Raw genomic sequence first — 22,090 nt, 5'->3', positions numbered from 1 at the left:
TGACGTGATTCAGACGCTGCTGATCGCCAACCGCGGCGAGATCGCCTGCCGGATCATCCGGACGTGCCGCGACCTCGGCATCCGCACGGTGGCCGTGTTCTCCGACCCGGACGCCGACGCCCCGCACGCGAAGCTCGCGGACGCGGCCGTCCGGTTGCCCGGCGCCTCGCCGACCGAGACCTACCTGCGCGGCGACCTGCTGATCGCCGCGGCTCGGCAGGCCGGTGCCGACGCCGTGCATCCCGGTTACGGCTTCCTGTCCGAGAACGCGGACTTCGCGCGTTCCGTTGGCGCTGCGGGGCTGTTGTGGGTGGGCCCGGCGCCGGACGCCATCGAGGCCATGGGTTCGAAGGTCGCCGCCAAGAAGCGCATGGCCGCCGCCGGTGTGCCGGTGCTGCCCGAGCTCGACCCCGAGACGGTCACCGAGTTCCCGGTGCTGATCAAGGCGTCGGCGGGCGGTGGCGGTCGCGGCATGCGCGTCGTGCGCTCGCGTTCGGAACTCGCGTCCGAGATCGCGAGTGCCCGGCGCGAGGCCGAGTCCGCTTTCGGTGACTCCACGGTGTTCTGCGAGCCGCTGCTGGAACAGGCGCGGCACGTCGAGGTGCAGATCCTCGCCGACATGCACGGCACGGTGTGGACGCTGGGGGAGCGCGAGTGCTCGATCCAGCGCCGCCACCAGAAGATCATCGAGGAGACGCCGTCACCGGCCGTCGACGACGAGATCCGCGCGCGGCTGTTCGAAGCGGCGGTCGCGGCCGCCGAGTCGATCGGGTACGTCGGCGCGGGCACGGTCGAGTTCATGTTGAAGGGCAGGGACTTCCACTTCCTGGAGGTCAACACGCGGCTGCAGGTCGAGCACCCGGTGACCGAGCTCGTCTACGGCGTCGACCTCGTCGAGTGGCAGCTCCGCATCGCCGAGGCCGAAGCGCTGCCCGCACAGCCCGTGCCGCGCGGGCACGCGATCGAGGCGCGGCTGTACGCCGAGGATCCGGCGCACGACTGGCGGCCGTCGTCCGGCACGGTGCACCGGTTCGAGGTGCCCTACGACGTGCGCGTGGACAGCGGCGTCGAGGACGGCTCGCTCGTCAGCGTGCACTACGACCCCATGCTGGCGAAGGTGATCTCGTGGGCGCCCACCCGCTCGGCGGCGGCCCGCAAGCTGGCCGGTGCGCTGGCGGACGCCCGCATCCACGGCCTCGTGACCAACCGTTCACTGCTGGTCGACGTGCTGCGGCATCCCAGCTTTCTGTCTGGTGAGACGCACACGGGAGTTCTCTCCGAGTGGTCGCTGGGTACGCCGATCGATCCACGCCCGTTCGCCTTGGCGGCTGCTCTTGCGCAGTCCGCCGAGCGCAGGGTGGGTGCCTTGCCGTTGGGGTGGCGCAACCTGCGGTCGCAGCAGCCCACCGCGCGGTACCTGTTCGGCGACGAGGTCGTCGAGGTGGAGTACGACCCGGCTCAGGCTTCGCGGGACGTCGTGTCCTTGGATCTGGACGGCGTGCGGACGCGCTTTTCCGTTGCCGTTTATGGAGATGTCGTCGAGGTCGACTCGTCGCTCGGCTCCGTGACGTTGCGCGAGGTGCCTCGGTTCCCGGCGCCGGAGTCGGTGCTCGCACCCGGTGCGCTGGTGGCGCCGATGCCCGGCAACGTGGTGCGGGTGGCCGTCGCGGCGGGCCAGACCGTGGCCGTCGGTGATGAGCTGCTGGTGCTGGAAGCCATGAAGATGGAGCACCGCGTGCTCGCTCCGGCGGCCGGAGTTGTTGCCGAACTTCTCGTGTCGCAGGGACAACAGGTCAATGCAGGGGACGTGCTCGTAGTGGTGGAGGAGTCATGACCAACTTCGTCGAGACGGACGAGCGCATCGCGTTGCGCAAGGCCGTCGCCGATCTCGCTTCGCGGTACGGCCACGACTACTTCGTGGCCAAGGCGCGCTCCGGCGAGAAGACCACCGAGCTGTGGGAAGAGGCCGGGAAGCTCGGCTACCTCGGCGTCGCCGTGCCTGAGGAGTTCGGTGGCGGTGGCGGCGGAATCGGTGACCTCGCCGCGGTGTGCGAGGAGCTGTCCGCGGCGGGCTGCCCGTTGCTGATGATGGTCGTGTCACCCGCGATCTGCGCGACCGTTCTCTCGCGTTTCGGCACGGAGTCGCAGAAGTCCCAGTGGCTACCCGGTTTCGCCGACGGCTCGGTGAAGATGGCGTTCGCGATCACCGAGCCCGATGCGGGTTCCAACGCGCACAAGCTGAAGACCAACGTCCGGCGCGACGGCGACGAGTGGGTCCTGAACGGCGGCAAGTACTACATCTCCGGTGTCGACGAGGCCGACGCCGTGATGGTGGTGGCCGTGCAGTCGACGGGTCCGGTGCTGGTGATCGTGCCGGTCGACTCTCCGGGGTTCTCCTATCAGGAGATCCCGATGGACCTGATGTCACCGGAGAAGCAGTTCACCCTGTTCTTCGACGACGTGCGGCTTCCCTCGGACGCCGTGGTGGGCTCGCCGGACCACGGCCTGCAGCAGATCTTCGCCGGCCTCAACCCCGAGCGGATCATGGCCGCGTCCATGGCCACCGGTGTCGCACGGCGCGCGCTGGACAAGGCCTCGGCCTACGCGCGCGAGCGTTCGGTGTGGGGTGCGCCGATCGGCGCGCACCAGGGCCTCGCGCACCCGCTGGCGCAGCGGGCGATCGAGACCGAGCTGGCGCGGCTGATGACGCAGAAGGCCGCCGCCCTGTACGACTCGGGACTGGACAAGGAAGCCGGCGAGGCCGCCAACATGGCCAAGTACGCCGCCGGTGAGGCCGTTGCCGGTGCGGTGGACCAGGCGATCCAGGTGCACGGCGGCAACGGCCTGTCGGCGGAGTTCGGGCTCGCCTCGCTGCTGGCGTCCTCACGCATCTCGCGGATCGCGCCGGTGTCGCGCGAGATGATCCTGAACTTCGTCGCTCAGCACACGCTCAAGCTGCCGCGTTCGTACTGATCACCGGAGCCGGTGCCGCTGTCACGTCGGCGGTCGGTGCCGGCATCCCGGTGGACATGGCCATCAGGCCGAGCAGCGCTGCCGCTCTCGTCATGAACTTCTTCATGAGGTCTTTGTAGTGCGGAAACGTTGTCCGGTGGACGCCGGACAACGTTCTCCGGACAATCACGGACATGGCGAGATCAGAGCGACCGCTGGAGTTCGACGGGTCGGGTGCCGCTGAGTTCGCCGCCGAGCTGCGGCTTCTCCGTCAGCAGGCGGGCAGCCCCACCTACCGCGAGCTGGCGCGGCGAGCGCACTACTCGTCGACCACGCTGTCGGACGCTGCGGGCGGCCGGAAGCTGCCCACGCTCGAGGTCACGCGGGCCTACGTGCGGGCGTGCGGAGGCGACGTCGAGACGTGGACGCGGCGGTGGCACGAGGTCACCGCGCCCGTACCCGTGCAGGTGGAACGAGACGAGCGCGAGCTGAACCACCAGGTGCTGGTGGCGTGCCTGCTCGCGCTCGTCGTCCTCTACTGGGTGGCGGCCCCGGTGGTGGTGGGAGTACCGGTCACAGCTTGACGGGGTAGACCGGCTCCGGGACGTCGACCTTGATCCGGTTCTCCACGAAGATGCCGTGCCACAGCATGAACACGAGCACCGCCCACAGCTGACGGCTGCGGTCGAAGCGGTCCGCCCTGTGCTCCTCGAGCAGGTCGAGCACGACGCGCTTGTCCAGCAGCGAGTCGGTCTGCGAGTCGGCGATGATGCCGCGCGCCCAGTCGTACATCTCGGCCTTCAGCCACACCCGGATCGGCACCGGGAAGCCCAGCTTCGGGCGGTTCAGCACGTGGCCGGGGATGATCTTCGCGAGTGCCTGGCGCAGTGCGTACTTCGTGGTGCCGTGCGCGAGCTTCTGCTCGACCGGGATGGACGCGGCGACCTTGAAGACCTCGGGGTCGAGGAACGGGACGCGCAGCTCCAGCGAGTTCGCCATCGTCACCTTGTCCGCCTTGGTGAGGATGTCGCCGCGCAGCCACGTGAACAGGTCGATGTGCTGCATGCGCGCGACCGGGTCCCAGTCGCGCGAGACCTCGTACCAGGGTGCGGTGACGTCCATGAAGCCGACGGACTCGTCGTAGTCCTTGATGAGCGCGCGGAGCTGCTCGTCGCGGAAGTTGCGGGCGTTGCCGTAGTAGCGCTGCTCGATGGTGAGCGCGCCGCGGCGCAGCAGGTCCTTGCCCCGCACGCCTTCCGGGATCTTGGTGGAGACCTTGCCCATCAGCTTGCGCACGCCGCCGGGCACCTTCTCGAACGGCTCCAGCGACAGGCCCTCGCCGTAGATCGTGTAGCCGCCGAACAGCTCGTCCGCGCCCTCACCGGACAGCACCGCCTTGACGTGCTTGCGCGCCTCGCGGGCGATGAACCACAGCGGCACCAGCGCCGGGTCCGCGACCGGGTCGTCGAGGTACCAGGTGATGAGGGGCAGCGCCTCCATCATCTCGTCCGCCGTCACGTTGCGGACGACGTGCCGCACACCGATCGCCGCGGCCGTCTCGGCGGCCACGTCGACCTCCGAGTAGCCGTCGCGCTGGAAACCGCTCGTGAACGCGATCAGGTTCGGGTTGTGCTGCTTCGCCAGCGTCGCGGTCGCGGTGGAGTCGATGCCGCCGGACAGGAACGCGCCGACCGTCACGTCCGGGTCGGAGATCATGTGCTTGGAGACGGAGTCGCGCAGCACGTCCGCGATCCGCTCGTACAGTTCTTCGGGGTTCTCGGCGGGCTTCGTGGTGAACTGCGGGTGGAAGTACCGCGTGAACTCGACCTCGCCACCGGGCACGACCCGGAACGACGTGCCCGACTCGACCCGGCGGATGCCCGCGTGCAGCGACTCGGGCTCCGGCACGTACTGCAGGATCAGGTAGTGCTGCAGCGCCTTGCGGTCCAGTTCCTCGCGCACACCGAGCGTCCGCGACAGCTCGAGCAGGCTCTTCTTCTCACTCGAGAACGCCACGCCGCCCAGACCGGCCGCGTAGTACAGCGGCTTGATCCCGAACGGGTCGCGCGCGCCGAAGACGACCTTCTCCTGCGAGTCCCAGATCAGGAACGCGAACATGCCGCGCAGCTTCGGCACCGCGGCCGCGCCGAGGTGGTGGTACGCGGCGACGATCGCCTCGCCGTCACCCTCGGTGTTGAACCGGGTGCCGAACTGCCGGGTCAGCTGCTCGCGGATCTCGCGGTAGTTGTAGATCTCGCCGTTGAAGTTCAGCGTGTACCTGGCAGGCGCCTCGGGCGGCCCCCAGACCAGCGGCTGGTGCGAGTGCTCGACGTCGATGAACGCGAGCCGGTTGAACCCGTAGACGACCTCGGCGTCCGCCCAGGTGTCGGACTCGTCGGGCCCGCGGTGCCGCTGGCAACGCAGCGCGTTCGCGACGGCGTCACGCGCGGCGACGGCCTCGGATTCGGTGGCGCAGATCAGTCCAAGCAGGCCGCACACGCGCAGTAACACCTTTCGTCGGGGGTTCGGTTCCAGTATGCCCGTGCTTTTCCGTTGCCTTGACGTCGAGGTCAAGGTTTAACGTCGGTGACATGCGGATCGGTGAGCTCGCCCAGCGTGCCGGGACGACGACACGCGCACTGCGCTTCTACGAGTCACAGGGGTTGCTCGGGGCCCGGCGGTCGTCGAACGGCTACCGGGAGTACTCGGAGGACGACCTGCGGCTGGTGTCGGAGATCCTGTCGCTCCAGGCGATCGGGCTGTCCCTGGAGGACACGCGCCCGTTCGTCGAGTGCCTGCGGGCGGGACACCCCGCCGGCGACTCCTGCGCGCCGTCGATCGAGGTCTACCAGCGGAAACTCGCCGAGGTGGACGCACTGCTGGATCGTCTCGCCGTCGTGCGGGGCGAGTTGTTGACCAAGCTGGCGGGCGCTATCGCCCGTCACCCGGGAACCTGTGGGGTTGAGTGATGCTGGCAGTCACGGATGAGACGTTCGCTGCGGATGTGCTGGAGCAGGACAAGCCGGTGCTGGTCGACTTCTGGGCCCAGTGGTGCCCGCCCTGTCACATGATCGTGCCCGTGCTGGAGGAGATCGAGGTCGAGCGGGCCGACTCGCTGGTGATCCGCAAGGTCAACACCGACGAGAACCCCGGTGTGATGCGGACCTACCAGGTGATGTCGCTGCCCACCTTGATGTTGTTCCGGAACGGGGAGCCGGTGCAGGCGATCGTGGGGGCGCGGCCCAAGGGGCGGCTGCTGGAGGAGTTGGACGCCGCGCTGCGTCTGGTGAGCTAGTCAGTCCACAACAGATTTCGTTGTTTGTCACAAGAAAAGCGTTAGAAGTCCCAGCGCACGCCGAACACGCCGGGCCCGAAGTCGAGTGCCGCGGCGTGCGCGTAACCCCACGAGTCGACCATCACGGGACGAGCCCCGCCGAGCATCCCGTCACCAACCCCGGAAGCGAACTGTTCGCAGTGGGAAGGGGAACGCGAGAACTTGATCTCCAGCACGTAGTCGTGCACGCGGTGCGGGAACCGGCGGAAGTGGGTCTGCTCACGAGTCCCGGCCGGATAGGTCAGCTCGTACTCGATGGAGATCGACGAGCCCGAGGTGAGTGATTGGTCGAACAACAACTCGGCGACCAGAACGCCGTTGGTTCGTTCGCGGGCGACCCTGCCCACGCGGCACCCGCGCAGGGCGGCCACCGACGCCAGTGCGGAACCCGTGTCGTGGCACAGGACCCAGCGGTCGACGCCGGACGTCGAGGCCTGCAGCAGCTGACGGGAGCGGACGCCGCGGACGTTGCCGTCCGGGTCGGTTTCGACGCGGTCGTGCTGGCCGGTCAAGGTCAGGCCGGAGTCGTCCCAAGCGGCACGCGGTTCCGGTTGGCGGGGGCGCACTCGGCCGCGCGGGCGGGGTGGGCCCAGCAGTCTGCTGAGCGCGTTCTCGGGGAGATCGAGAACTTCCTCGAGTTGTGCGAGTGCGCGTAACGATTCAGGGCGTTCCGGCCTGCGGCGGCCGGACTGCCAGTAACTGAGAGCGGTGATGCTGATCGGCGCGCCGCGGGTGCGGAGCTTGTGCCGCAGGCGTTCCAGGCTCAGGCCCCTGACCTGGATCGCGGCGCGCAGGGCCTCGGCGAACGGACCCTTGACGAGAAGATCGGCCAACTCCTCGCGAGGCGGGTAAATGGTGAGCATCACCCCTCCGTTTCGCCCACGCCGAGTTGTGAACGTACCGGCTGAAAAGACGTCGCGGTACAGCCGATCGGCGGTTTTCCCGTGAATCAAAATTGGGAAATCTTGTTGCCTGGAGAACTATTACGCCGCCAATAGTCTCGATTGGATCCCTGCACGACCCTGCGAGGCAAGGACTAGGCGAATGCGCAAGACAGCATCCCTGCTCTGCTCCGCCGTCATCGCGACGGCACTCACCATGGTCGCCGGGCCCGCACAGGCGGCCGAAGGCAACATCAGCGCCGCTGACGGCGCGGAAGTGGTTCCGGGCAGCTACATCGTCAAGATGCGTGACGACGTGCTCTCCGCGAACGCGAACGGTCTCGCCGCGAAGTTCGGCGGACAGGTCGGGCACGTGTACTCGAGCACCATCAAGGGTTTCTCGGTCAAGATGAGCGAGCGCCAGGCGCGCAGACTCGCCGCGGACCCGGCCGTCGAGTACGTCCAGGTCGACCAGGTCATGCGACTTCAGGCGACCCAGGTCAACCCGCCCTCCTGGGGCATCGACCGCATCGACCAGCGCCTCCTGCCGCTGGACAAGAAGTACACCTACAACTCCTCCGGCAAGAACGTGAACGCCTACGTGCTCGACACCGGTGTGCGGATCACGCACCGCGACTTCGGTGGCCGCGCCAAGAACGGCCGTGACTTCGTCGACAACGACAACGTCGCGCAGGACGGCCACGGCCACGGCACGCACGTCGCCGGCACCATCGGCGGCACGACGTTCGGTGTGGCGAAGGACGTCACCATCCACGCGGTCCGCGTCCTGAACAACCAGGGCAGCGGCACGCTGGCCGGCGTCATCGCGGGCATCGACTGGGTGGGCACGAACCACGTCAAGCCGGCTGTCGCCAACATGTCTCTCGGCGGCGGCGCGAACACCGCGCTCGACCAGGCCGTGCGCGGCGCCATCCTGAAGGGCGTCACGTTCGCGGTCGCGGCGGGCAACGCCAACACCAACGCGGCGAACACCTCACCCGCCCGCGTGAAGGAAGCCATCACCGTCGGCTCGACCGAGATCACCGACCGTCGTTCGTCGTTCTCGAACTTCGGCCCGATCGTCGACGTCTTCGCGCCCGGCACCGGCATCACGTCGGCGTGGAACACCAGTGACACGGCCACGAACACCATCTCCGGCACCTCGATGGCGACGCCGCACGTCGTCGGTGTCGTCGCTCGCCACCTGCAGGGCGGGTTCAACCAGACGCCCGCACAGGTGGAGGCGGCGATCGTCGCCGCGGCCACGCCCAACAAGGTCACCAACCCCGGAGCGGGCACGACGACCCGCCTGCTCCACTTCGCACCCACCTCCTGATTTCCGCTGCAAGACGGCCCCGGCTCGGGCACGAGCCGGGGCTTTTCCCCTGTGTGAAAGGAAAATCATGAGATCCCTGCTGACAGTCGCCGTACTGGCCGCGGCGGTCGTGGTCACACCCGCGGGCGCCGCCACCGACCGGTACGTCGTGGTTCTGAAGGAGGGCGCCGTGTCGTCCTTCAGCGGAGCCAAGGACCACGTGTACACGAACGTTCTCAACGGGTTCAGCGCGCGCATGACTTCAACGAGGGCGCGTCAGCTCGCGGCTGACCCGAACGTGTCCACTGTGGAACGCGACCACGTCGTGCACGCGACCGCCGTCCAGTACAACCCGCCGTGGGGCCTGGACCGCATCGACCAGCGCAAGCTGCCGCTCGACCAGCGCTACGCCTACACCAGCACCGGGCGCGGCACGAACGTGTACGTGATCGACACCGGCATCCGCAAGACGCACGTGGACTTCGGCGGACGGGCGCGCGACGGCTGGGACTTCGTCGACAACGACCCGGTCGCCGAGGACCCCAACGGGCACGGCACGCACGTCGCCGCCATCGCGGTCGGCACCAAGTACGGCGTGGCCAAGACCGCCGCGGTGCACGGCGTGCGGGTGCTGGGCGCGACCGGCAGTGGCACGATCGCCGGTGTCATCGCGGGCATCGACTGGGTCACCAAGAACGCGGTGAAGCCCGCCGTGGCGAACATGTCGCTCGGTGGACCCAGGTCCGCGGCGATGGACGCCGCGGTGCTGAACTCCATCAAGTCCGGCATCACCTACGTCGGCGCCGCGGGTGGCAGCAACGCCGACGCGGGCAACTTCTCGCCGTGCAGCGTGAAGGAAGTGATTTGCGTCGGCGCGCTGACGCAGACCGACACGAAGGCTCCGTTCTCGAACTACGGGCCGGCTGTTGACTTGTACGCGCCCGGTGTGAACATTCCGTCCGCCTGGATCACGAATGACACGGACAGCCGGGTGCTGAGTGGCGGCTCAATGGCCGCGCCGCACGCGGCCGGAGTCGCGGTCAGGTTCCTGCAGTTCAACCCCAAGGCCACACCGGCCCAGGTAGAGAGCGCTCTCACTACCATGGCCACTCCAGGCACGCCACCCGTCAACCGTATTCTTTACTGGCCTCCCATTGAAATCGGCTGAGTCAAGACCGTCCATTCCATAGGATTCCTTGATGGGAACCGGGTCTTCTGCTTACGCTCCGATCTGTTCGTCCCCTGCAAACCCTGCAACGAACGGAATCAACTCAATGCGTGACACACGAATGACCCGGTTCCTGGCCGGAGTCGGCGTGGCGACCGTCGCCGTGTCCGTCCTCATCGCGCCCGGAGCTTCCGCCGCCGAGGGCGAGATCCGCTCGTCGGACGCGGAGAAGGTGGCCGGCAGCTTCATCGTGAAGCTGAAGGACGGTACATCGGCAGGCGCGGTCGCCGCGAAGCACGGCGCTCGGATCGAGCGGAACTTCAGCAGCATCAACGGTTTCAACGTCAAGGTGTCCGAGTCGCAGGCCCGCAAGCTCGCCGCGGACCCCTCGGTCGAGTACGTCGAGCAGGACGTGGTCGTGCACACCCAGGCGACCCAGACCAACCCGCCCTCGTGGGGCCTCGACCGGATCGACCAGAAGAACCTGCCGCTCAACAGTTCGTACAGCTACACCTCGACGGGTAGCGGCGTGAACGTCTACGTCGTCGACACCGGTGTGCGCATCAGCCACTCGACCTTCGGTGGCCGCGCGCGCAACGGTCACGACTTCGTCGACAACGACGCGGTGGCGCAGGACGGCAACGGCCACGGCACGCACGTCGCGGGGACCATCGCGGGCTCGCAGTACGGCGTCGCCAAGGGTGCGACCGTCTACGGCGTGCGCGTGCTGAACAACGCGGGCAGCGGCACTCTCGCGGGTGTCGTCGCGGGCATCGACTGGGTGGCCAACAACCACGTCAAGCCCGCGGTCGCCAACCTGTCGCTCGGCGGTGGCGTGAACACGTCCATCGACACCGCGGTCCGCAACGCGATCGCCAAGGGCGTCACGTTCGCGATCGCGGCGGGCAACAGCAACGCCAACGCGAGCACCTTCTCGCCCGCTCGTGTGACCGAGGCGATCACCGTCGGCGCGACCGAGCGCACCGACGCCCGCGCGTCCTACTCGAACTTCGGTGCGGTGCTGGACATCTTCGCGCCGGGCTCGGGCATCACGTCGGCGTGGAACACCAGCGACAGCGCCACGAACACCATCTCCGGCACGTCGATGGCGACCCCGCACGTGGCCGGCGCGGCCGCGCGTTACCTGCAGGCCAACCGCACGGCGACCCCGGCGCAGGTGGCTTCCTACCTGGTGGCGCAGTCCACCCCGTCGAAGGTCACCAACCCCGGCACCGGTTCCCCGAACCGACTGCTGTACCTGGCCCCGACGGCCTGATAGTGCGATAGATCGCTGAAACCACCCTGACAGCGCACCCGTGCTGTCAGGGTGGTTTTCATGACTGACGCCGTTTCCAGGTTCACGGGTTTCGCCGAGCTGTACGACCGCGCCAGGCCGAGGCCACCGCGCGAGATCGTCGCCGTGGTCCGGCAGTGGATCGGCGTGGACGCGCCGGACGTCGTCGACCTCGGTGCCGGTACCGGGACGTCTTCCGCGCTGTGGCAAGGAGTCGCGTCGTCGATCACCGCGGTCGAGCCGTCGGCCGACATGCGCGCGGTGGCGGAACGGCGGTTCGCGGGAACGGACGTCCGGCTGGTCGGCGGGACGGCGGAGGCGACCGGGCTGCCGGACGCGTGCGCGGACGTCGTGACGGCGAGCCAGGCACTGCACTGGTTCGACCCGGAGACGGTCTTCCCCGAGATCAAGCGGTTGCTGCGGCCGGGCGGCGTGTTCGCGGCGTACGACTGCGACTGGCCGCCGGGAGTCGACGCCGAAGTGGACGCCGCGTACCGCGAGTTCGAACGGGTGCACCGCGCGCTGGACGGCTCGGCGGGGCTGCGTCCCGCGTACGCGGAGAAGGTCGGGCACGTCGACCGGTTGCGCGCGAGCTTCGCCCACGTCGCCGAGATCTGCCTGCACCACGAGGAGTCCGGTGACGTGACCCGGTTGATGGAGATCGCGGGCAGTCAGGGAGGTGTCGTCGCGTTGCAACGCGCGGGGCACAGCGACGAGGAGATCGGCCTGGCCGCGCTGCGCGAGGTCGCCGAACGCAGGCTCGCCACGGCCAAGCCGTGGTGGTGGACCTACCGCGTGCGGCTCGCTACGACGAGGCGATCCCCGTCGCGGTGAGGAAGAGACCGATGATCAGGACGACGCCGATCCACGGCCAGTAGGGGCGCGGACCGTTCGGCGTGCGGACCCAGGTCGCCAGGCTCGCTCCGACCCCGATCACCCACGGGCCGATCAGCATCAGCCACATCGGCAGCTGCCCGTACGCGCACGCGCCGGTGTCGCGGCCCGTGCAGGACATCGTCGGCGTGAACGCCAGGATGCCGAGCACGGACGCGAAGCAGGCGCTGAACGCCAGCACGACGATGCCGAAGACGGTCAGGAAGATCCGCATGTGCGCAGGCTAGTGCCGGTGGCTCCGGCCGACAGGGGAAACGCGGTCACACGGGCACCGGCTCGTGCTCACCGAAGATCAGCGCCAGCTCCAGTCCTTTCTCGGCTACCGGCTCACGGGGTTCGGGGAGGTGCGCGTGCACGGCGACGAACGAGCCGTTGACGAACTGCCACACGTCGTCCCCGGTCCGCTGCGGGGCGGTGGACGCCGTCGGCACCTGCGTCGGCTCGCCCGCGGGAAGTGTTGCCACGAAACGGATTCCGTGGAAGTCCGCGGCGTCGGTGGCCTCCAGGGTGCCGTGGTGGCGTGACGCGATGCGGCGGGCGATCGCCAGTCCGAGCCCCGCGCCGCCCGCGTCACGCGTGCGCGCGTCGTCGAGCCGGGTGAACCGGTCGAAGACGCGTTCCCTGTCCGGCAACGGGATTCCCGGTCCGTCGTCGGTCACCTCCAGCACCGCTTCGGGGCCGCCGCGCAGCCGGACGGTCACCGTGGACGACGCGTGGCGCTCTGCGTTGTCGAGCAGGTTGCCGAGCAGCCGGGACAGCTGCGCGCGACGGCCGGCGACGAGCACCGGGCGCGCCTCGACGTCCGTCACCAGCTCGACCTCGGTCAGCCTGCGCCGCACCACCTCCCGCTGCACGACGGCGGTGAGGTCCACCGGTTCCTCGCGCAGCGCGGCCTCCGCGTCGAGGCGCGCGAGCAGCAGCAGGTCGGTCGTCAGCTCCTGGAGGCGTTCGGCGTCGTCCAGCGCGTTGCTGACGACCGCGGGCCAGTCCGCGAGCTTCGGGTGCGACAGCGCGATCTCCAGCTCGGCCCGCAGCGCGGCGAGCGGGCTGCGCAGCTCGTGCGACGCGTCCGCGACGAACCGGCGGGTGTCCTCCATCGCGCGGTGCACCCGGTCCATGGTCTCGTTGATCGTCACGGCCAGCCGCATGATCTCGTTGTCCATGTCCGGCACGGGCACGCGGCGGGTCAGGTTGTTCTCGTTGATCTCGGCCAGCTCCTGGCGCATCGCCTCGACCGGCCGCAGCACCCGCCCGGTCGTCGCGAACACCATCAGGCCGACCAGCGAGGTGATCGACAGCGCGATGCCGGCGACCATCAGCACCGAGAAGTTCAGCTCCTCCTGCGCCCGCGCGACGCCGCCGCGCGGGTCAGGCCGGCTCGGTTCCTCGGTTCCCAGTACGAAGTAGGGCGTCGCCGCCGGGTCGCTCAACGGCCACAACGACAGCTCGGGCGCCACCAACGTCGTCGAGTAGCGGACGAACTCCTGACGCTTCGGCATGAGCATCATCTCGAGGGACCGGATCTCCGTGCACCCGTCTGGCGTGCAGAGGTACGAGATCCGCGAGTCGTCCGTGCTGCGCCGCTCGATCTGGTCGCGCAACGAGTAGGCGACGAGCACGGTCGCCGCACCGAGCAGCAACGCCGTGATGACGGTCGCCAGCACGGTCACCTTGACCTGCAACGACCTCATCGGTCCACCAGCCGGTAGCCGACGCCGCGCACCGTCGTGATCGACCGCCGGTCGAACGGCGCGTCGATCTTGCGCCGCAACGCGCTGATGTACACCTCGACGAGGTTGGGGTCCGGATCCTGCGCCGCGTCCCACACGCCGTCGATGATCTCGGACTTCGTCACGACCTCGTTCGCGTGTCGCAGCAGGTAGTTGAGCACGGCGAACTCCTTCGCCTTCAGGTCGATCGGCGTGGTGCCCCGGCGGCACTCGCGGCTCACCGGGTCCAGCACGAGGTCACCGGCCCGCAGCAACACGGGCTGCGCCGTTCTCGACCGCCTCGCCAGCGCGCGCAGCCGTGCCACCAGCACGACGTAGGAGAACGGCTTGGTGAGGTAGTCGTCCGCGCCGGTGTCGAGCCCCTCGGCCTCGTCGAACTCGCCGTCCTTCGCGGTGAGCATCAGGATCGGCGTCCACACGCCAGCTTCGCGCAGCTCGTTGCACACGCGGTAGCCGTTCAGGCCCGGCAGCATGATGTCCAGGACGATCACGTCGTACGGGTGCTCACGCGCCCGCCAGAGCCCGTCCGTGCCGTTCCGCTCCACGTCGACCGCGAAACCCTCCGCGGTCAGGCCGCGGACGAGCAGGTCGGCGAGGCGCCGGTCGTCCTCCACCACGAGCACACGCATGGGAGCAGGGTGCCGCATCAGCCATGATCCAGTCCTGAAATCCGGTTCAGGATCGTTCAGCGTCACTTCAGGTTGGCGGTGCCAAGCTCTGCGGCGTGGACAAGGGGATCCACGGACCGGGGGGACGAGGTGGCGGGCACGCGGTCAGGGGGACCGTTCCGCCACCTCGTCAAAACTCCCAGTTCACCGGCGTGACGGAGCCCGAATCCCAGTCCTGGCGCAGCACCGCGTAGCCGACGCCGTCGTGCAGCACTCCCGCGCGGTCCGGCCACGTCTGCCGGTACCTGGCCTCGAGCACGTAGCGGTGCTTCGCCAGCACCGCGCGCATGGCGTGGTTGTCCGCCCTGGTGGTCGCCTCGACCCGGTTGGCCGGCAGCGTCTCGAACAGGTACCCGGTCAGCCACCCGACGGCCCGCGAACCGAGCCCGCGACCGCGTTCGGCGGCGGCGATGCGCAGGTCGAACAACGGCGAGCCGTCGTCGAGGTCGAACAGCCGCACGACGCCACGACGCTCGATCCAGAACGTCTGCGCGGACGGACCGTCCCAGTGGCCGTCCGCGACCTGCCGCAGGACCGTGGACCGGTCGGGGACACGGCTGTGGAACGGCCAGTCCGACGAGGTCAGGAAGTCGGCCAGCTCCTCGGCCTGGTCCGGGGTGAACCGCTCCATCACGAGAACACCACCTCCGCGAGCGCACCCAGGGTGGTCCAGTCCGTCGCGCCGTTCTTCAGCAGGTCACCGAGCCGGTGCACCTCGGGGTAGGTGCGCTCGGACTCGTCGTGGTTGCCCGCGGGCCGCAGCCGCGCCATCTCGTCGGCGGTCAGCTCGACGGAGAACACGTGCTGCCGGTGTGCGGAGAAGCTGGCGGCGAGCGGCCGGTGGTGGTGCGCGCGGAGCCGGTCGAGCGGCACCCGCACGCCGGTCTCCTCCGCGAGCTCCACGGCGGCGAGCTCGAGCATCGGCATCGGGGCCGGATTCGACCCGCCGGGCAGTTCGTGGACGAACCCGCCGGGCGAGCGGAACTCGCGCACCAGCACCACCTCGGTGTCCAGCGGGACCGACGCCCGGCGATAGGCGACCACGCACGCGATGTCCGGCCGCGACAGCACGACCTCGTTGGACTTCACGCGGTCCTCGGACGCCACGTACAGCTGCGCGTGGAACGCCCAGAGGAACAGGGACCTGCCGGACCGCCACGTCCACTCCAGCCTGCCGGACCGCAGCTCGTCGCCGGCCTCGCGCACCCGGCTGAGCCAGGACTGGAACGACGGCGTCCGCCACACCAGCAGCGGCACGTGCCGCTCGCCGCCGGCGCGGGTCGCGCCGGGCGTCAGCAGGCTCAGTGCGGAGGCCACGGTGTCCGGCAGGGTGTCCGACAGCGAGATGCGGTGCGTCGTCGCGTACTCGCGCTGGTAGCGCACGTGTTCGGCGGCGGGTGGCGTGCCGAGCACGACCCGGCCGCTGTCCTTCCACCTGCCGAACTCGTCGTTGGTCGTCAGCGCGGGCATGCCGGGTCCGCGCGGGATCCAGAAGAGCACCACGTCGCAGCGGTCGCCCCAGTGCAGCTCCCAGGTGATCTGCGACGTGTAGTCCGGCCACACGGAACCGTCGCGCGGCTCGGGGACGAACACCGCCAGCGTGCCGGGTCCCTCCCAGACGAGCTCCCGCAGCGCCGCGGGACGCCACGACGGCACGTCGGCCGAGCGCGGGGTCGGGCCTGCCAGGAACAGGCTCGCGTCCCAGGTCTCCGGGGGTGACTCACCCGCGTGGACGATCACGATGTTGGCCACGGTGAAGACCGTAGAAGTGCGACGAGTCGCCCTGCCAGTGCATTGCCGTGATGTGGATCACCGGCGTCAGGTCTGAACGACCGCGGGGTCGTGGTCGAGAAACCTGGTGAATATGCCAAGGGGGGCGTTGGCTAGCCTTGACCGACCACACGCTTTGAACTAAGAGGAGCCACCACCGTGTTGCGCACGCACGAGGCCGGGTCACTCCGGGCCGAGCACGCCGGGCAGTCCGTCACCCTGACCGGGTGGGTCGCTCGCAGGCGTGATCACGGCGGTGTCATCTTCATCGACCTGCGCGACGCCAGCGGTGTCGCCCAGGTGGTCTTCCGCGAGGGCGAGATGGCCGAGCGGGCGCACCGGCTGCGCTCGGAGTTCGTGGTCAAGGTCGTCGGCGACGTCACCAAGCGGCCCGAGGGCAGCGAGAACACCGACCTCGCCACCGGCGCGATCGAGGTGTACGCGACCGAGCTCGAGGTGCTGAACGAGGCGGCCCCGCTGCCGTTCCAGGTGGACGACCACCTGGAGGTCGGCGAGGAGGCCCGCCTCAAGCACCGGTACCTCGACCTGCGCCGCAGCGGCCCGGCCAAGGCCATCCGGATGCGCAGCGAGGTCAACCGCCTCGCCCGCGAGGTGCTGCACGCCGACAAGTTCGTCGAGATCGAGACGCCGACGCTCACCCGCAGCACCCCCGAGGGCGCCCGCGACTTCCTGGTGCCCGCGCGGCTGCGTCCGGGTTCCTGGTACGCGCTGCCGCAGTCGCCGCAGCTGTTCAAGCAGCTGCTCATGGTCGGCGGCATGGAGCGGTACTACCAGATCGCGCGCTGCTACCGGGACGAGGACTTCCGCGCCGACCGGCAGCCCGAGTTCACCCAGCTCGACATCGAGATGAGCTTCGTCGAGCAGGACGACGTCATCGCGCTGTCCGAGAAGATCCTGAAGGCCCTGTGGAAGGGCACGATCGGGTACGACATCGAGGGCCCGATCCGCCGGATCAGCTACGCCGAGTCGATGGCCAAGTACGGCTCGGACAAGCCGGACCTGCGCTTCGACCTCGAGCTCACCGAGCTGACCGAGTACTTCAAGGACACGACGTTCCGCGTGTTCCAGGCGCAGTACGTCGGCGCCGTCGTCATGCCGGGCGGTGCGGACCAGCCGCGGCGCACGCTCGACGCGTGGCAGGAGTGGGCCAAGCAGCGCGGCGCCAAGGGCCTCGCGTACGTGCTGGTCGCCGAGGACGGCACGCTGGGCGGCCCGGTCGCCAAGAACCTCACCGACGCCGAGCGCGAGGGTCTCGCCAAGGCCGTCGGCGCGAACCCCGGTGACTGCATCTTCTTCGCCGCCGGTGAGCGCGACGGCGCCCGCGCGCTGCTCGGCGCCGCACGCAACGAGATCGCGCAGCGCGTCGGCCTGATCGACGAGAACTCCTGGTCGTTCGTGTGGGTCGTCGACGCGCCGCTGTTCGAGGCCGTCGACAAGATCGGTGACGACGTCGCGGTCGGCAGCGGCAAGTGGACCGCGCTGCACCACGCGTTCACCTCGCCCACCCCGGAGTGGATCGACCGCTTCGAGGAGGACCCCGGCAACGCGCTGGCCTACGCCTACGACATCGTCTGCAACGGCAACGAGATCGGCGGCGGCTCGATCCGTATCCACCGCGCCGACGTGCAGCAGCGGGTCTTCACCATCATGGGCCTGTCCGAAGAAGAGGCGCAGGAGAAGTTCGGCTTCCTGCTCGACGCCTTCAAGTTCGGCGCTCCGCCGCACGGCGGCATCGCGTTCGGCTGGGACCGCATCACGATGCTGCTCGCGGGCGCGGACTCGATCCGCGAGGTCATCGCGTTCCCGAAGAGCGGCGGCGGCTACGACCCGCTGACCGCGGCACCCGCGCCGATCACCCCGCAGCAGCGCAAGGAAGCTGGCGTCGACGCGAAGCCCGACCAGAAGTAATGCTGCACCTCCGGGCCGTGTGCCCGGCTGAGCGCACCGAAGCGGCGCTCGACGTGCTGCGCCGTCACGCGGGAGCCACCCACCTGGTGCTCCTGCGCGGCGCGGCCGTCGAGCCCCCTGGCGATCTCGTCGAAGCGGACGTCGCCAGGGAGGCCACCGACGAGATCCTGGCCGCGCTGTGCGAGCTGGGCATCGACCGCGACGGCGGCGTCACCCTCGAAGTGATCGACACGTCGCTGTCCGACCACGCCGACCGCGCCGAAGAGGCCGCGCCCGGCGACGGGTCGGACGCGATCGTGTGGGAGGAACTGATCTCCCGCACCGGCGAGGAGTCGAAGCCGAGCTGGACCTTCCAGGCGTTCCTGACGATCGCCTGCCTGCTCGCGGCGGTCGGCATCGCGACCGACTCACCGGTCACGATCGTCGGCGCCATGGTCGTCGGACCGGAGTTCGGCCCGCTCGCCGCGATCGCCGTCGGGCTCGTCGCGCGGCGCTGGGACCTGGTGAAACGCGCGGCCGTGGCGCTCGGGATCGGGTTCCCGGTCGCGATGGCGGTCACCGCCGTGTTCGCGCTGGCCGGCGCGTTCACCGGACTGTTCGACCGCGCCGCGGTGTTCGGCGACCAGCACCAGGTGGACTTCATCTACGACCTCAGCGCGTACTCGCTGATCGTGGCGATGCTGGCGGGTGCGGCGGGGGTGCTGTCGCTGACGTCCGCGAAGTCCGCGGCGCTGGTCGGCGTCTTCATCTCGGTGACGACCGTGCCCGCGGCCGGATATGCGGCTTTGGCGTCGGTTCTCGGGGAATGGGACAGAGCGGGCAAGTCACTGCTCCAGTTGCTCATCAACTTGATCGGTATTGTCGCCGCCGCCGCGTTGGTCCTGTTGATCCGCAGGCGTGGGGCAACGGATGGTGTGACAACACGTCCACTGTCCAGTGGGTGAACGTGTGCGAATTCGGAAACGGAACGAGCCGTTATCAACAAGTGGTCGTGATCGTCGCCTGGGCCCGTTAGCGTCGGCGGGGCTCGAACGCAAAAGGGACCGGGCGCAGGGGAGTAGGGTCGGAGGGGATGAGCGTCGTGGAGATCACCGCTGGCTCCCCTGACGTCGACGGCACCGCATCTCCTCAGGTCATCGAAGCGGTTGTCGCGGCAGAACAGGTGTTGAGCAGGCGGCTCGGAGCCCAGGTTCGACTCGCCGATCCCGAGGAGCTCGGCGGAGCCGGGCGTTCCGTGGTCATCCGGGTGAAGGTCGCGTCGTCCCCGTTCTCGCTGCCCAGAACGCTGGTGGTGAAGCGCTACCCGCCCGCGTCGCACGACCGCGACCCGTGGGCCCACGAGGCCGTCAGCCACCAGCTGCTGACCGCGCTGCCGTCCGAGGAACGCGCCACCCCCGAACTCTTCGCGCAGGACGCCAAGTCGCGCCTGGTCGTGCTGGAGGACCTCGGCCGCGCGCCGCGGTTGTCCGAGAAGCTGCACGGCGGCGACGCCCGCGCCGCCGAACGCGGCCTCCTGTCGTGGGCGCACGCCATGGGCCGTCTGCACGCCACCACCGCGGGCCGCGACGCTGATTTCGACGCGCTGATGCGGCGTGCGGGCAGCCAGTGCTGCCAGGACCCGGTCGCGGTCGACGTGCACGCCGCCATCGCGGGCCTGCCGGACCTGCTGGCGTCCGAGCTCGGCGTCGGGACGTCACCGCAGGCACTGGAGTTCGCGGCCGAGGCGGCGCGGGCGTTCACGCTGTCGCGGCGCCGCGCGTTCAGCACGTCGTCGGCGTGCCCGGACAACCAGCTGGTCACCAGCCGCGGCGTGCGGTTCGTCGACTTCGAGGGCGGCTGCGTCCGCGACATCGTGTTCGACGCCGCGTGCCTGCGCGTGCCGTTCCCGTCCTGCTGGTGCGGTTACGGCCTGCCGCCCGGCATGTCCGAGGCCATGGTCGCGGCGTGGCGGGCCGAGGTCGGCTCGGTGTGGCCGGAGATCGACGACGACGCGGTGCTGTTACCGCGCCTGCTGGAAGCCCAGCTGCTGTGGGTGTGGCTCGCGACGTTCCGCGGCCTGCCGAAGATCGACGACCACCGCGTGAGCGACGCGCCACCGCGCCGGGTCGTGCTGGCGGGTCGCTGGGTGCGGATGCGCCAGGACGCGATCACACTGGGCGAGAAGCAGGTAGCCGAGCACGCGGACACCGTCGTCGGCGCACTGGTGGACCGGTACGGAGCCGAGGTGCTCGAACTCCCGCTTTACCCAGCATTTCGCTGAACCGTTCCCGTCCGGCCATTCCGGGATCACCGGGAAACCCCATGCTGGGGCGCGTGTTGGTGTTGCTGGGAGATTCGACGGCGGTCGGCATCGGTGATCCGGTATCCGGCGGCTGGCGCGGGTTCGGCCCCCTGCTCTCGTCCGCGTTCGGCGGCGATTACCGCAATTTCGCGCTGTCCGGAGCCAGAATCGCGGACGTGCGGCGCACGCAGCTGCCGTCGGCGTTGCGCCTGCAGCCGTCCGCCGCGGTCGTGATCGCGGGTGTGAACGACACCCTGCGGTCGGACTTCGACACCCGGCAGCTGCACTCCGACCTGGACCAGATCGTCGGGTCGCTGTCCGCGGCGGGCACGTCCGTGGTGACCGTGCGATTCCACGACCAGGGCAGGGTGTTCAAGCTGCCCGGCCGGTTGCGGCGCGTGCTCGGCGAACGCATCACCGCGCTCAACGAGATCATCGACGTCGTGGTCGCGCGGCACGGCGCCAAGTGCGTCGACCTGCACCTGCTTCCGGGCGCCTACGAGTTGCCGACCTGGGCGGTCGACCGGCTGCACCCGTCCGAACTCGGCCACCGCATGCTCGCACGCGCTTTCGCCGCGAAACTGGTGGAATCAGGCCACGACGTCGGTCAAGTGAGCCTGGAGTGCAGTGGTGGCAGGGAGTTGACGATCGCGCACCACGTGGCGTGGTTGCTGGTCAAGGGAATCCCGTGGCTGTGGCGTCGTGGAAGCGACCTGGCGCCTCTACTGTGGAGCCATGACATTCCGGGAGAGGCACGTTCGCCCGTTACCGGTGGCGGTGGCGGCGCAGTGGCAGGTGAAGCGCTACGAGCTGACACTGGACGGTGAGGAGCTCTCACCCGTGATCCGCGCCGCCGCGGACACGGCTCTGGAGAAGACGCTCGCCTCGTTCACGCCGACGTCCGGCAGTTCGGCGGCCGCGTTCTCGATCCTGCACTTCGGTGAGGATGCCGTGTGGCTCAACGCCTACATGTGGTGCCACGAGACGATCCTCCAGTGCGCCACGGCATCCGCGCCCACTTCCTCGCCGGAAGCGTTCACGCCGCTGGCCGAGCCGTTCATCGGGTGCGTGTGGGAGTTGCCGATCGTGGAGTTCGAACGGTCTTCCTGGGTGCGGAACATGTTGATGATCGAGCCTGCGCCGGCTGCCTATTTGCGGGATCGGCGGCCGGCGGGGCTCATCGGCGGTCCGTGAGGGTCGTTCTGCGGTGGCCGCGCGCCGCTCCGCTTGAAGCCTGCGGGAGCCGCTCTGCTTGGGCGCGTGTGCCGCTCTGCTTGGGGCCGTGCGCTGCTCGGCTTGAGGCCTGCGGGAGCCGCTCTGCTTGGGGCCCGCAGGAGCCGCCCCGCTTGGGTCCGTGAGCCGCCCCGCTTGGGTCCGTGGGAGCTGCCCTGCCGCACGGGTCCCGTGGGAGCTGTTCCGCACGGGCCGGTAGCGGGTCTGCCGCGGTGGTGGCAGCGGACGCAGCGGCACAGCTGCTGCAGTGCCGGTGGCCAAGTGCCACTCCGGCCGCAGTGGCAGCGGCGAAGTGGCACAGCGGCCGCGATGGCGGCGCAGCGGCGCACAACGGTGGCGGCGCAGCGGTGGCCGTGCAGCGGCGCACAGCGGCCGCGATGGCGGTGCAGCGGCGGTGAGGCGTTGACGGCACATGCGGTAGCGGTGGTGAGGCAGCGGCGAGGCGGGTCTGCGATGAGGCGGGGCCGGACATCAGCCGAGGACTCATGGCCCGACTCGTCCGACTACCCGCGTTCTCGCTGCTGCCTCCCGCGCGCTTCCTCCTGGCGCAACGAATCACACCACGTCATCGTTCCGGCTGGCGAGCAACCGGGCGAGTCAACGGGCCGTTCACGCGATAACTTCTGGTTAGTGCCCAGGTC

22 protein-coding genes are annotated in these 22,090 nt (G+C 69.4%); 14 read left to right on the top strand and 8 right to left on the bottom strand.

The annotated features are described in order from the left end of the window. The first annotated feature begins 4 nt into the window (after window positions 1-4). A complete protein-coding gene (locus FKR81_RS11125; protein ID WP_146350922.1) occupies window positions 5-1,834 on the top strand; it encodes an acetyl/propionyl/methylcrotonyl-CoA carboxylase subunit alpha in 1,830 nt (609 codons plus the stop codon). After that, window positions 1,831-2,973: an acyl-CoA dehydrogenase family protein gene (locus FKR81_RS11120; protein ID WP_146350921.1), complete on the top strand. Its 1,143-nt coding sequence runs from the start codon at window positions 1,831-1,833 to the stop codon at window positions 2,971-2,973. Before FKR81_RS11125 ends, FKR81_RS11120 begins: the two co-directional genes overlap by 4 nt. On the opposite strand, the gene FKR81_RS45620 is transcribed toward FKR81_RS11120, so the two are convergent. Then, on the bottom strand, window positions 2,951-3,079 hold the full coding sequence (locus FKR81_RS45620) for a hypothetical protein (RefSeq protein WP_268891549.1): 129 nt from the start codon (window positions 3,077-3,079) through the stop codon (window positions 2,951-2,953). The genes FKR81_RS11120 and FKR81_RS45620 overlap by 23 nt on opposite strands. A 67-nt stretch (window positions 3,080-3,146) precedes the next feature. Here FKR81_RS45620 and FKR81_RS11115 point away from each other — a divergent pair, with 67 nt between their 5' ends. Beyond that, a complete protein-coding gene (locus tag FKR81_RS11115; RefSeq protein ID WP_146350920.1) occupies window positions 3,147-3,536 on the top strand; it encodes a helix-turn-helix domain-containing protein in 390 nt (129 codons plus the stop codon). Here the strand turns inward: FKR81_RS11115 and asnB are convergent. Next, on the bottom strand, window positions 3,526-5,451 hold the full coding sequence (gene asnB / locus FKR81_RS11110) for an asparagine synthase (glutamine-hydrolyzing) (protein ID WP_146350919.1): 1,926 nt from the start codon (window positions 5,449-5,451) through the stop codon (window positions 3,526-3,528). The genes FKR81_RS11115 and asnB overlap by 11 nt on opposite strands. A 92-nt stretch (window positions 5,452-5,543) precedes the next feature. Here asnB and FKR81_RS11105 point away from each other — a divergent pair, with 92 nt between their 5' ends. Both FKR81_RS11105 and trxA read left to right on the top strand, forming a co-directional pair. Beyond that, window positions 5,544-5,921, top strand: a complete 378-nt coding sequence (locus FKR81_RS11105; RefSeq protein WP_146350918.1) for a MerR family transcriptional regulator — start codon at window positions 5,544-5,546, stop codon at window positions 5,919-5,921. Next, window positions 5,921-6,247 carry a thioredoxin gene (gene trxA / locus FKR81_RS11100; protein ID WP_146350917.1) on the top strand — a complete coding sequence of 109 codons (327 nt, stop codon included), beginning with the start codon at window positions 5,921-5,923 and terminating at the stop codon, window positions 6,245-6,247. Before FKR81_RS11105 ends, trxA begins: the two co-directional genes overlap by 1 nt. Before the next feature lie 41 nt (window positions 6,248-6,288). Here the strand turns inward: trxA and FKR81_RS11095 are convergent, their stop codons facing one another. After that, entirely contained in the window at window positions 6,289-7,149 is an 861-nt protein-coding gene (locus tag FKR81_RS11095; protein WP_146350916.1) for a helix-turn-helix domain-containing protein, read from the bottom strand. A 181-nt stretch (window positions 7,150-7,330) separates the two neighbouring features. Here FKR81_RS11095 and FKR81_RS11090 point away from each other — a divergent pair, with 181 nt between their 5' ends. The 4 genes from FKR81_RS11090 to FKR81_RS11075 all read left to right on the top strand — a co-directional run bounded on the left by FKR81_RS11090 (window position 7,331) and on the right by FKR81_RS11075 (window position 11,778). After that, complete coding sequence (locus FKR81_RS11090; protein WP_146350915.1) at window positions 7,331-8,503, top strand: S8 family peptidase; 1,173 nt, start codon at window positions 7,331-7,333, stop codon at window positions 8,501-8,503. Window positions 8,504-8,570: 67 nt separating this feature from the next. Further along, window positions 8,571-9,650, top strand: a complete 1,080-nt coding sequence (locus FKR81_RS11085; RefSeq protein ID WP_146350914.1) for a S8 family peptidase — start codon at window positions 8,571-8,573, stop codon at window positions 9,648-9,650. 106 nt (window positions 9,651-9,756) lie between these two features. Continuing rightward, complete coding sequence (locus tag FKR81_RS11080) at window positions 9,757-10,926, top strand: S8 family peptidase (RefSeq protein WP_146350913.1); 1,170 nt, start codon at window positions 9,757-9,759, stop codon at window positions 10,924-10,926. 60 nt (window positions 10,927-10,986) lie between these two features. Beyond that, window positions 10,987-11,778 (top strand): class I SAM-dependent methyltransferase, encoded by a 792-nt coding sequence (locus FKR81_RS11075; RefSeq protein ID WP_146350912.1) that lies wholly within the window; start codon window positions 10,987-10,989, stop codon window positions 11,776-11,778. Here FKR81_RS11075 and FKR81_RS11070 read toward each other — a convergent pair. The 5 genes from FKR81_RS11070 to FKR81_RS11050 all read right to left on the bottom strand — a co-directional run bounded on the left by FKR81_RS11070 (window position 11,750) and on the right by FKR81_RS11050 (window position 15,988). Continuing rightward, window positions 11,750-12,052, bottom strand: a complete 303-nt coding sequence (locus FKR81_RS11070; protein WP_146350911.1) for a hypothetical protein — start codon at window positions 12,050-12,052, stop codon at window positions 11,750-11,752. The genes FKR81_RS11075 and FKR81_RS11070 overlap by 29 nt on opposite strands. Before the next feature lie 46 nt (window positions 12,053-12,098). Then, complete coding sequence (locus FKR81_RS11065) at window positions 12,099-13,529, bottom strand: sensor histidine kinase (RefSeq protein WP_146350910.1); 1,431 nt, start codon at window positions 13,527-13,529, stop codon at window positions 12,099-12,101. Next, window positions 13,526-14,197: a response regulator transcription factor gene (locus tag FKR81_RS11060; RefSeq protein ID WP_146350909.1), complete on the bottom strand. Its 672-nt coding sequence runs from the start codon at window positions 14,195-14,197 to the stop codon at window positions 13,526-13,528. The genes FKR81_RS11065 and FKR81_RS11060 overlap by 4 nt, the downstream gene beginning before the upstream one ends. 169 nt (window positions 14,198-14,366) lie before the next feature. Further along, on the bottom strand, window positions 14,367-14,867 hold the full coding sequence (locus FKR81_RS11055) for a GNAT family N-acetyltransferase (protein WP_146350908.1): 501 nt from the start codon (window positions 14,865-14,867) through the stop codon (window positions 14,367-14,369). Continuing rightward, window positions 14,867-15,988 (bottom strand): nucleoside 2-deoxyribosyltransferase domain-containing protein, encoded by a 1,122-nt coding sequence (locus tag FKR81_RS11050; protein ID WP_146350907.1) that lies wholly within the window; start codon window positions 15,986-15,988, stop codon window positions 14,867-14,869. Before FKR81_RS11050 ends, FKR81_RS11055 begins: the two co-directional genes overlap by 1 nt. Before the next feature lie 177 nt (window positions 15,989-16,165). Between FKR81_RS11050 and aspS the strand changes: the two genes are divergently transcribed. The 5 genes from aspS to FKR81_RS11025 all read left to right on the top strand — a co-directional run bounded on the left by aspS (window position 16,166) and on the right by FKR81_RS11025 (window position 21,410). Continuing rightward, window positions 16,166-17,935 (top strand): aspartate--tRNA ligase, encoded by a 1,770-nt coding sequence (gene aspS / locus FKR81_RS11045; protein ID WP_146350906.1) that lies wholly within the window; start codon window positions 16,166-16,168, stop codon window positions 17,933-17,935. Then, window positions 17,935-18,879: a DUF389 domain-containing protein gene (locus tag FKR81_RS11040; protein WP_146350905.1), complete on the top strand. Its 945-nt coding sequence runs from the start codon at window positions 17,935-17,937 to the stop codon at window positions 18,877-18,879. Before aspS ends, FKR81_RS11040 begins: the two co-directional genes overlap by 1 nt. 128 nt (window positions 18,880-19,007) lie before the next feature. After that, window positions 19,008-20,195, top strand: a complete 1,188-nt coding sequence (locus FKR81_RS11035) for a hypothetical protein (RefSeq protein ID WP_146350904.1) — start codon at window positions 19,008-19,010, stop codon at window positions 20,193-20,195. Window positions 20,196-20,248: 53 nt separating this feature from the next. Continuing rightward, on the top strand, window positions 20,249-21,043 hold the full coding sequence (locus FKR81_RS11030; RefSeq protein WP_235921456.1) for an SGNH/GDSL hydrolase family protein: 795 nt from the start codon (window positions 20,249-20,251) through the stop codon (window positions 21,041-21,043). Then, a complete protein-coding gene (locus FKR81_RS11025) occupies window positions 21,012-21,410 on the top strand; it encodes a hypothetical protein (RefSeq protein WP_186762905.1) in 399 nt (132 codons plus the stop codon). Before FKR81_RS11030 ends, FKR81_RS11025 begins: the two co-directional genes overlap by 32 nt. Window positions 21,411-22,090: the final 680 nt, after the last annotated feature.

The sequence above is a fragment of the Lentzea tibetensis genome (genome assembly GCF_007845675.1).
In the GTDB taxonomy this organism is placed as follows: Bacteria; Actinomycetota; Actinomycetes; order Mycobacteriales; family Pseudonocardiaceae; genus Lentzea; species Lentzea tibetensis.
This window is presented reverse-complemented; position numbering and strand designations above follow the sequence as displayed.

Bases quoted from the DNA above. Each gene is read 5' to 3' on its own strand.
- FKR81_RS11080 (WP_146350913.1), top strand. From the start codon at position 9,757: ATGCGTGACACACGAATGACCCGGTTCCTGGCCGGAGTCGGCGTGGCG.
- trxA (WP_146350917.1), top strand. From the start codon at position 5,921: ATGCTGGCAGTCACGGATGAGACGTTCGCTGCGGATGTGCTGGAGCAG.
- FKR81_RS11115 (WP_146350920.1), top strand. From the start codon at position 3,147: ATGGCGAGATCAGAGCGACCGCTGGAGTTCGACGGGTCGGGTGCCGCT.
- FKR81_RS11105 (WP_146350918.1), top strand. From the start codon at position 5,544: ATGCGGATCGGTGAGCTCGCCCAGCGTGCCGGGACGACGACACGCGCA.
- FKR81_RS11095 (WP_146350916.1), bottom strand. From the start codon at position 7,149: ATGCTCACCATTTACCCGCCTCGCGAGGAGTTGGCCGATCTTCTCGTC.
- FKR81_RS11060 (WP_146350909.1), bottom strand. From the start codon at position 14,197: ATGCGTGTGCTCGTGGTGGAGGACGACCGGCGCCTCGCCGACCTGCTC.
- FKR81_RS45620 (WP_268891549.1), bottom strand. From the start codon at position 3,079: ATGAAGAAGTTCATGACGAGAGCGGCAGCGCTGCTCGGCCTGATGGCC.
- FKR81_RS11035 (WP_146350904.1), top strand. From the start codon at position 19,008: ATGAGCGTCGTGGAGATCACCGCTGGCTCCCCTGACGTCGACGGCACC.
- FKR81_RS11070 (WP_146350911.1), bottom strand. From the start codon at position 12,052: ATGCGGATCTTCCTGACCGTCTTCGGCATCGTCGTGCTGGCGTTCAGC.
- FKR81_RS11055 (WP_146350908.1), bottom strand. From the start codon at position 14,867: ATGGAGCGGTTCACCCCGGACCAGGCCGAGGAGCTGGCCGACTTCCTG.
- FKR81_RS11040 (WP_146350905.1), top strand. From the start codon at position 17,935: ATGCTGCACCTCCGGGCCGTGTGCCCGGCTGAGCGCACCGAAGCGGCG.
- FKR81_RS11065 (WP_146350910.1), bottom strand. From the start codon at position 13,529: ATGAGGTCGTTGCAGGTCAAGGTGACCGTGCTGGCGACCGTCATCACG.
- FKR81_RS11120 (WP_146350921.1), top strand. From the start codon at position 1,831: ATGACCAACTTCGTCGAGACGGACGAGCGCATCGCGTTGCGCAAGGCC.
- FKR81_RS11090 (WP_146350915.1), top strand. From the start codon at position 7,331: ATGCGCAAGACAGCATCCCTGCTCTGCTCCGCCGTCATCGCGACGGCA.
- FKR81_RS11085 (WP_146350914.1), top strand. From the start codon at position 8,571: ATGAGATCCCTGCTGACAGTCGCCGTACTGGCCGCGGCGGTCGTGGTC.
- FKR81_RS11075 (WP_146350912.1), top strand. From the start codon at position 10,987: ATGACTGACGCCGTTTCCAGGTTCACGGGTTTCGCCGAGCTGTACGAC.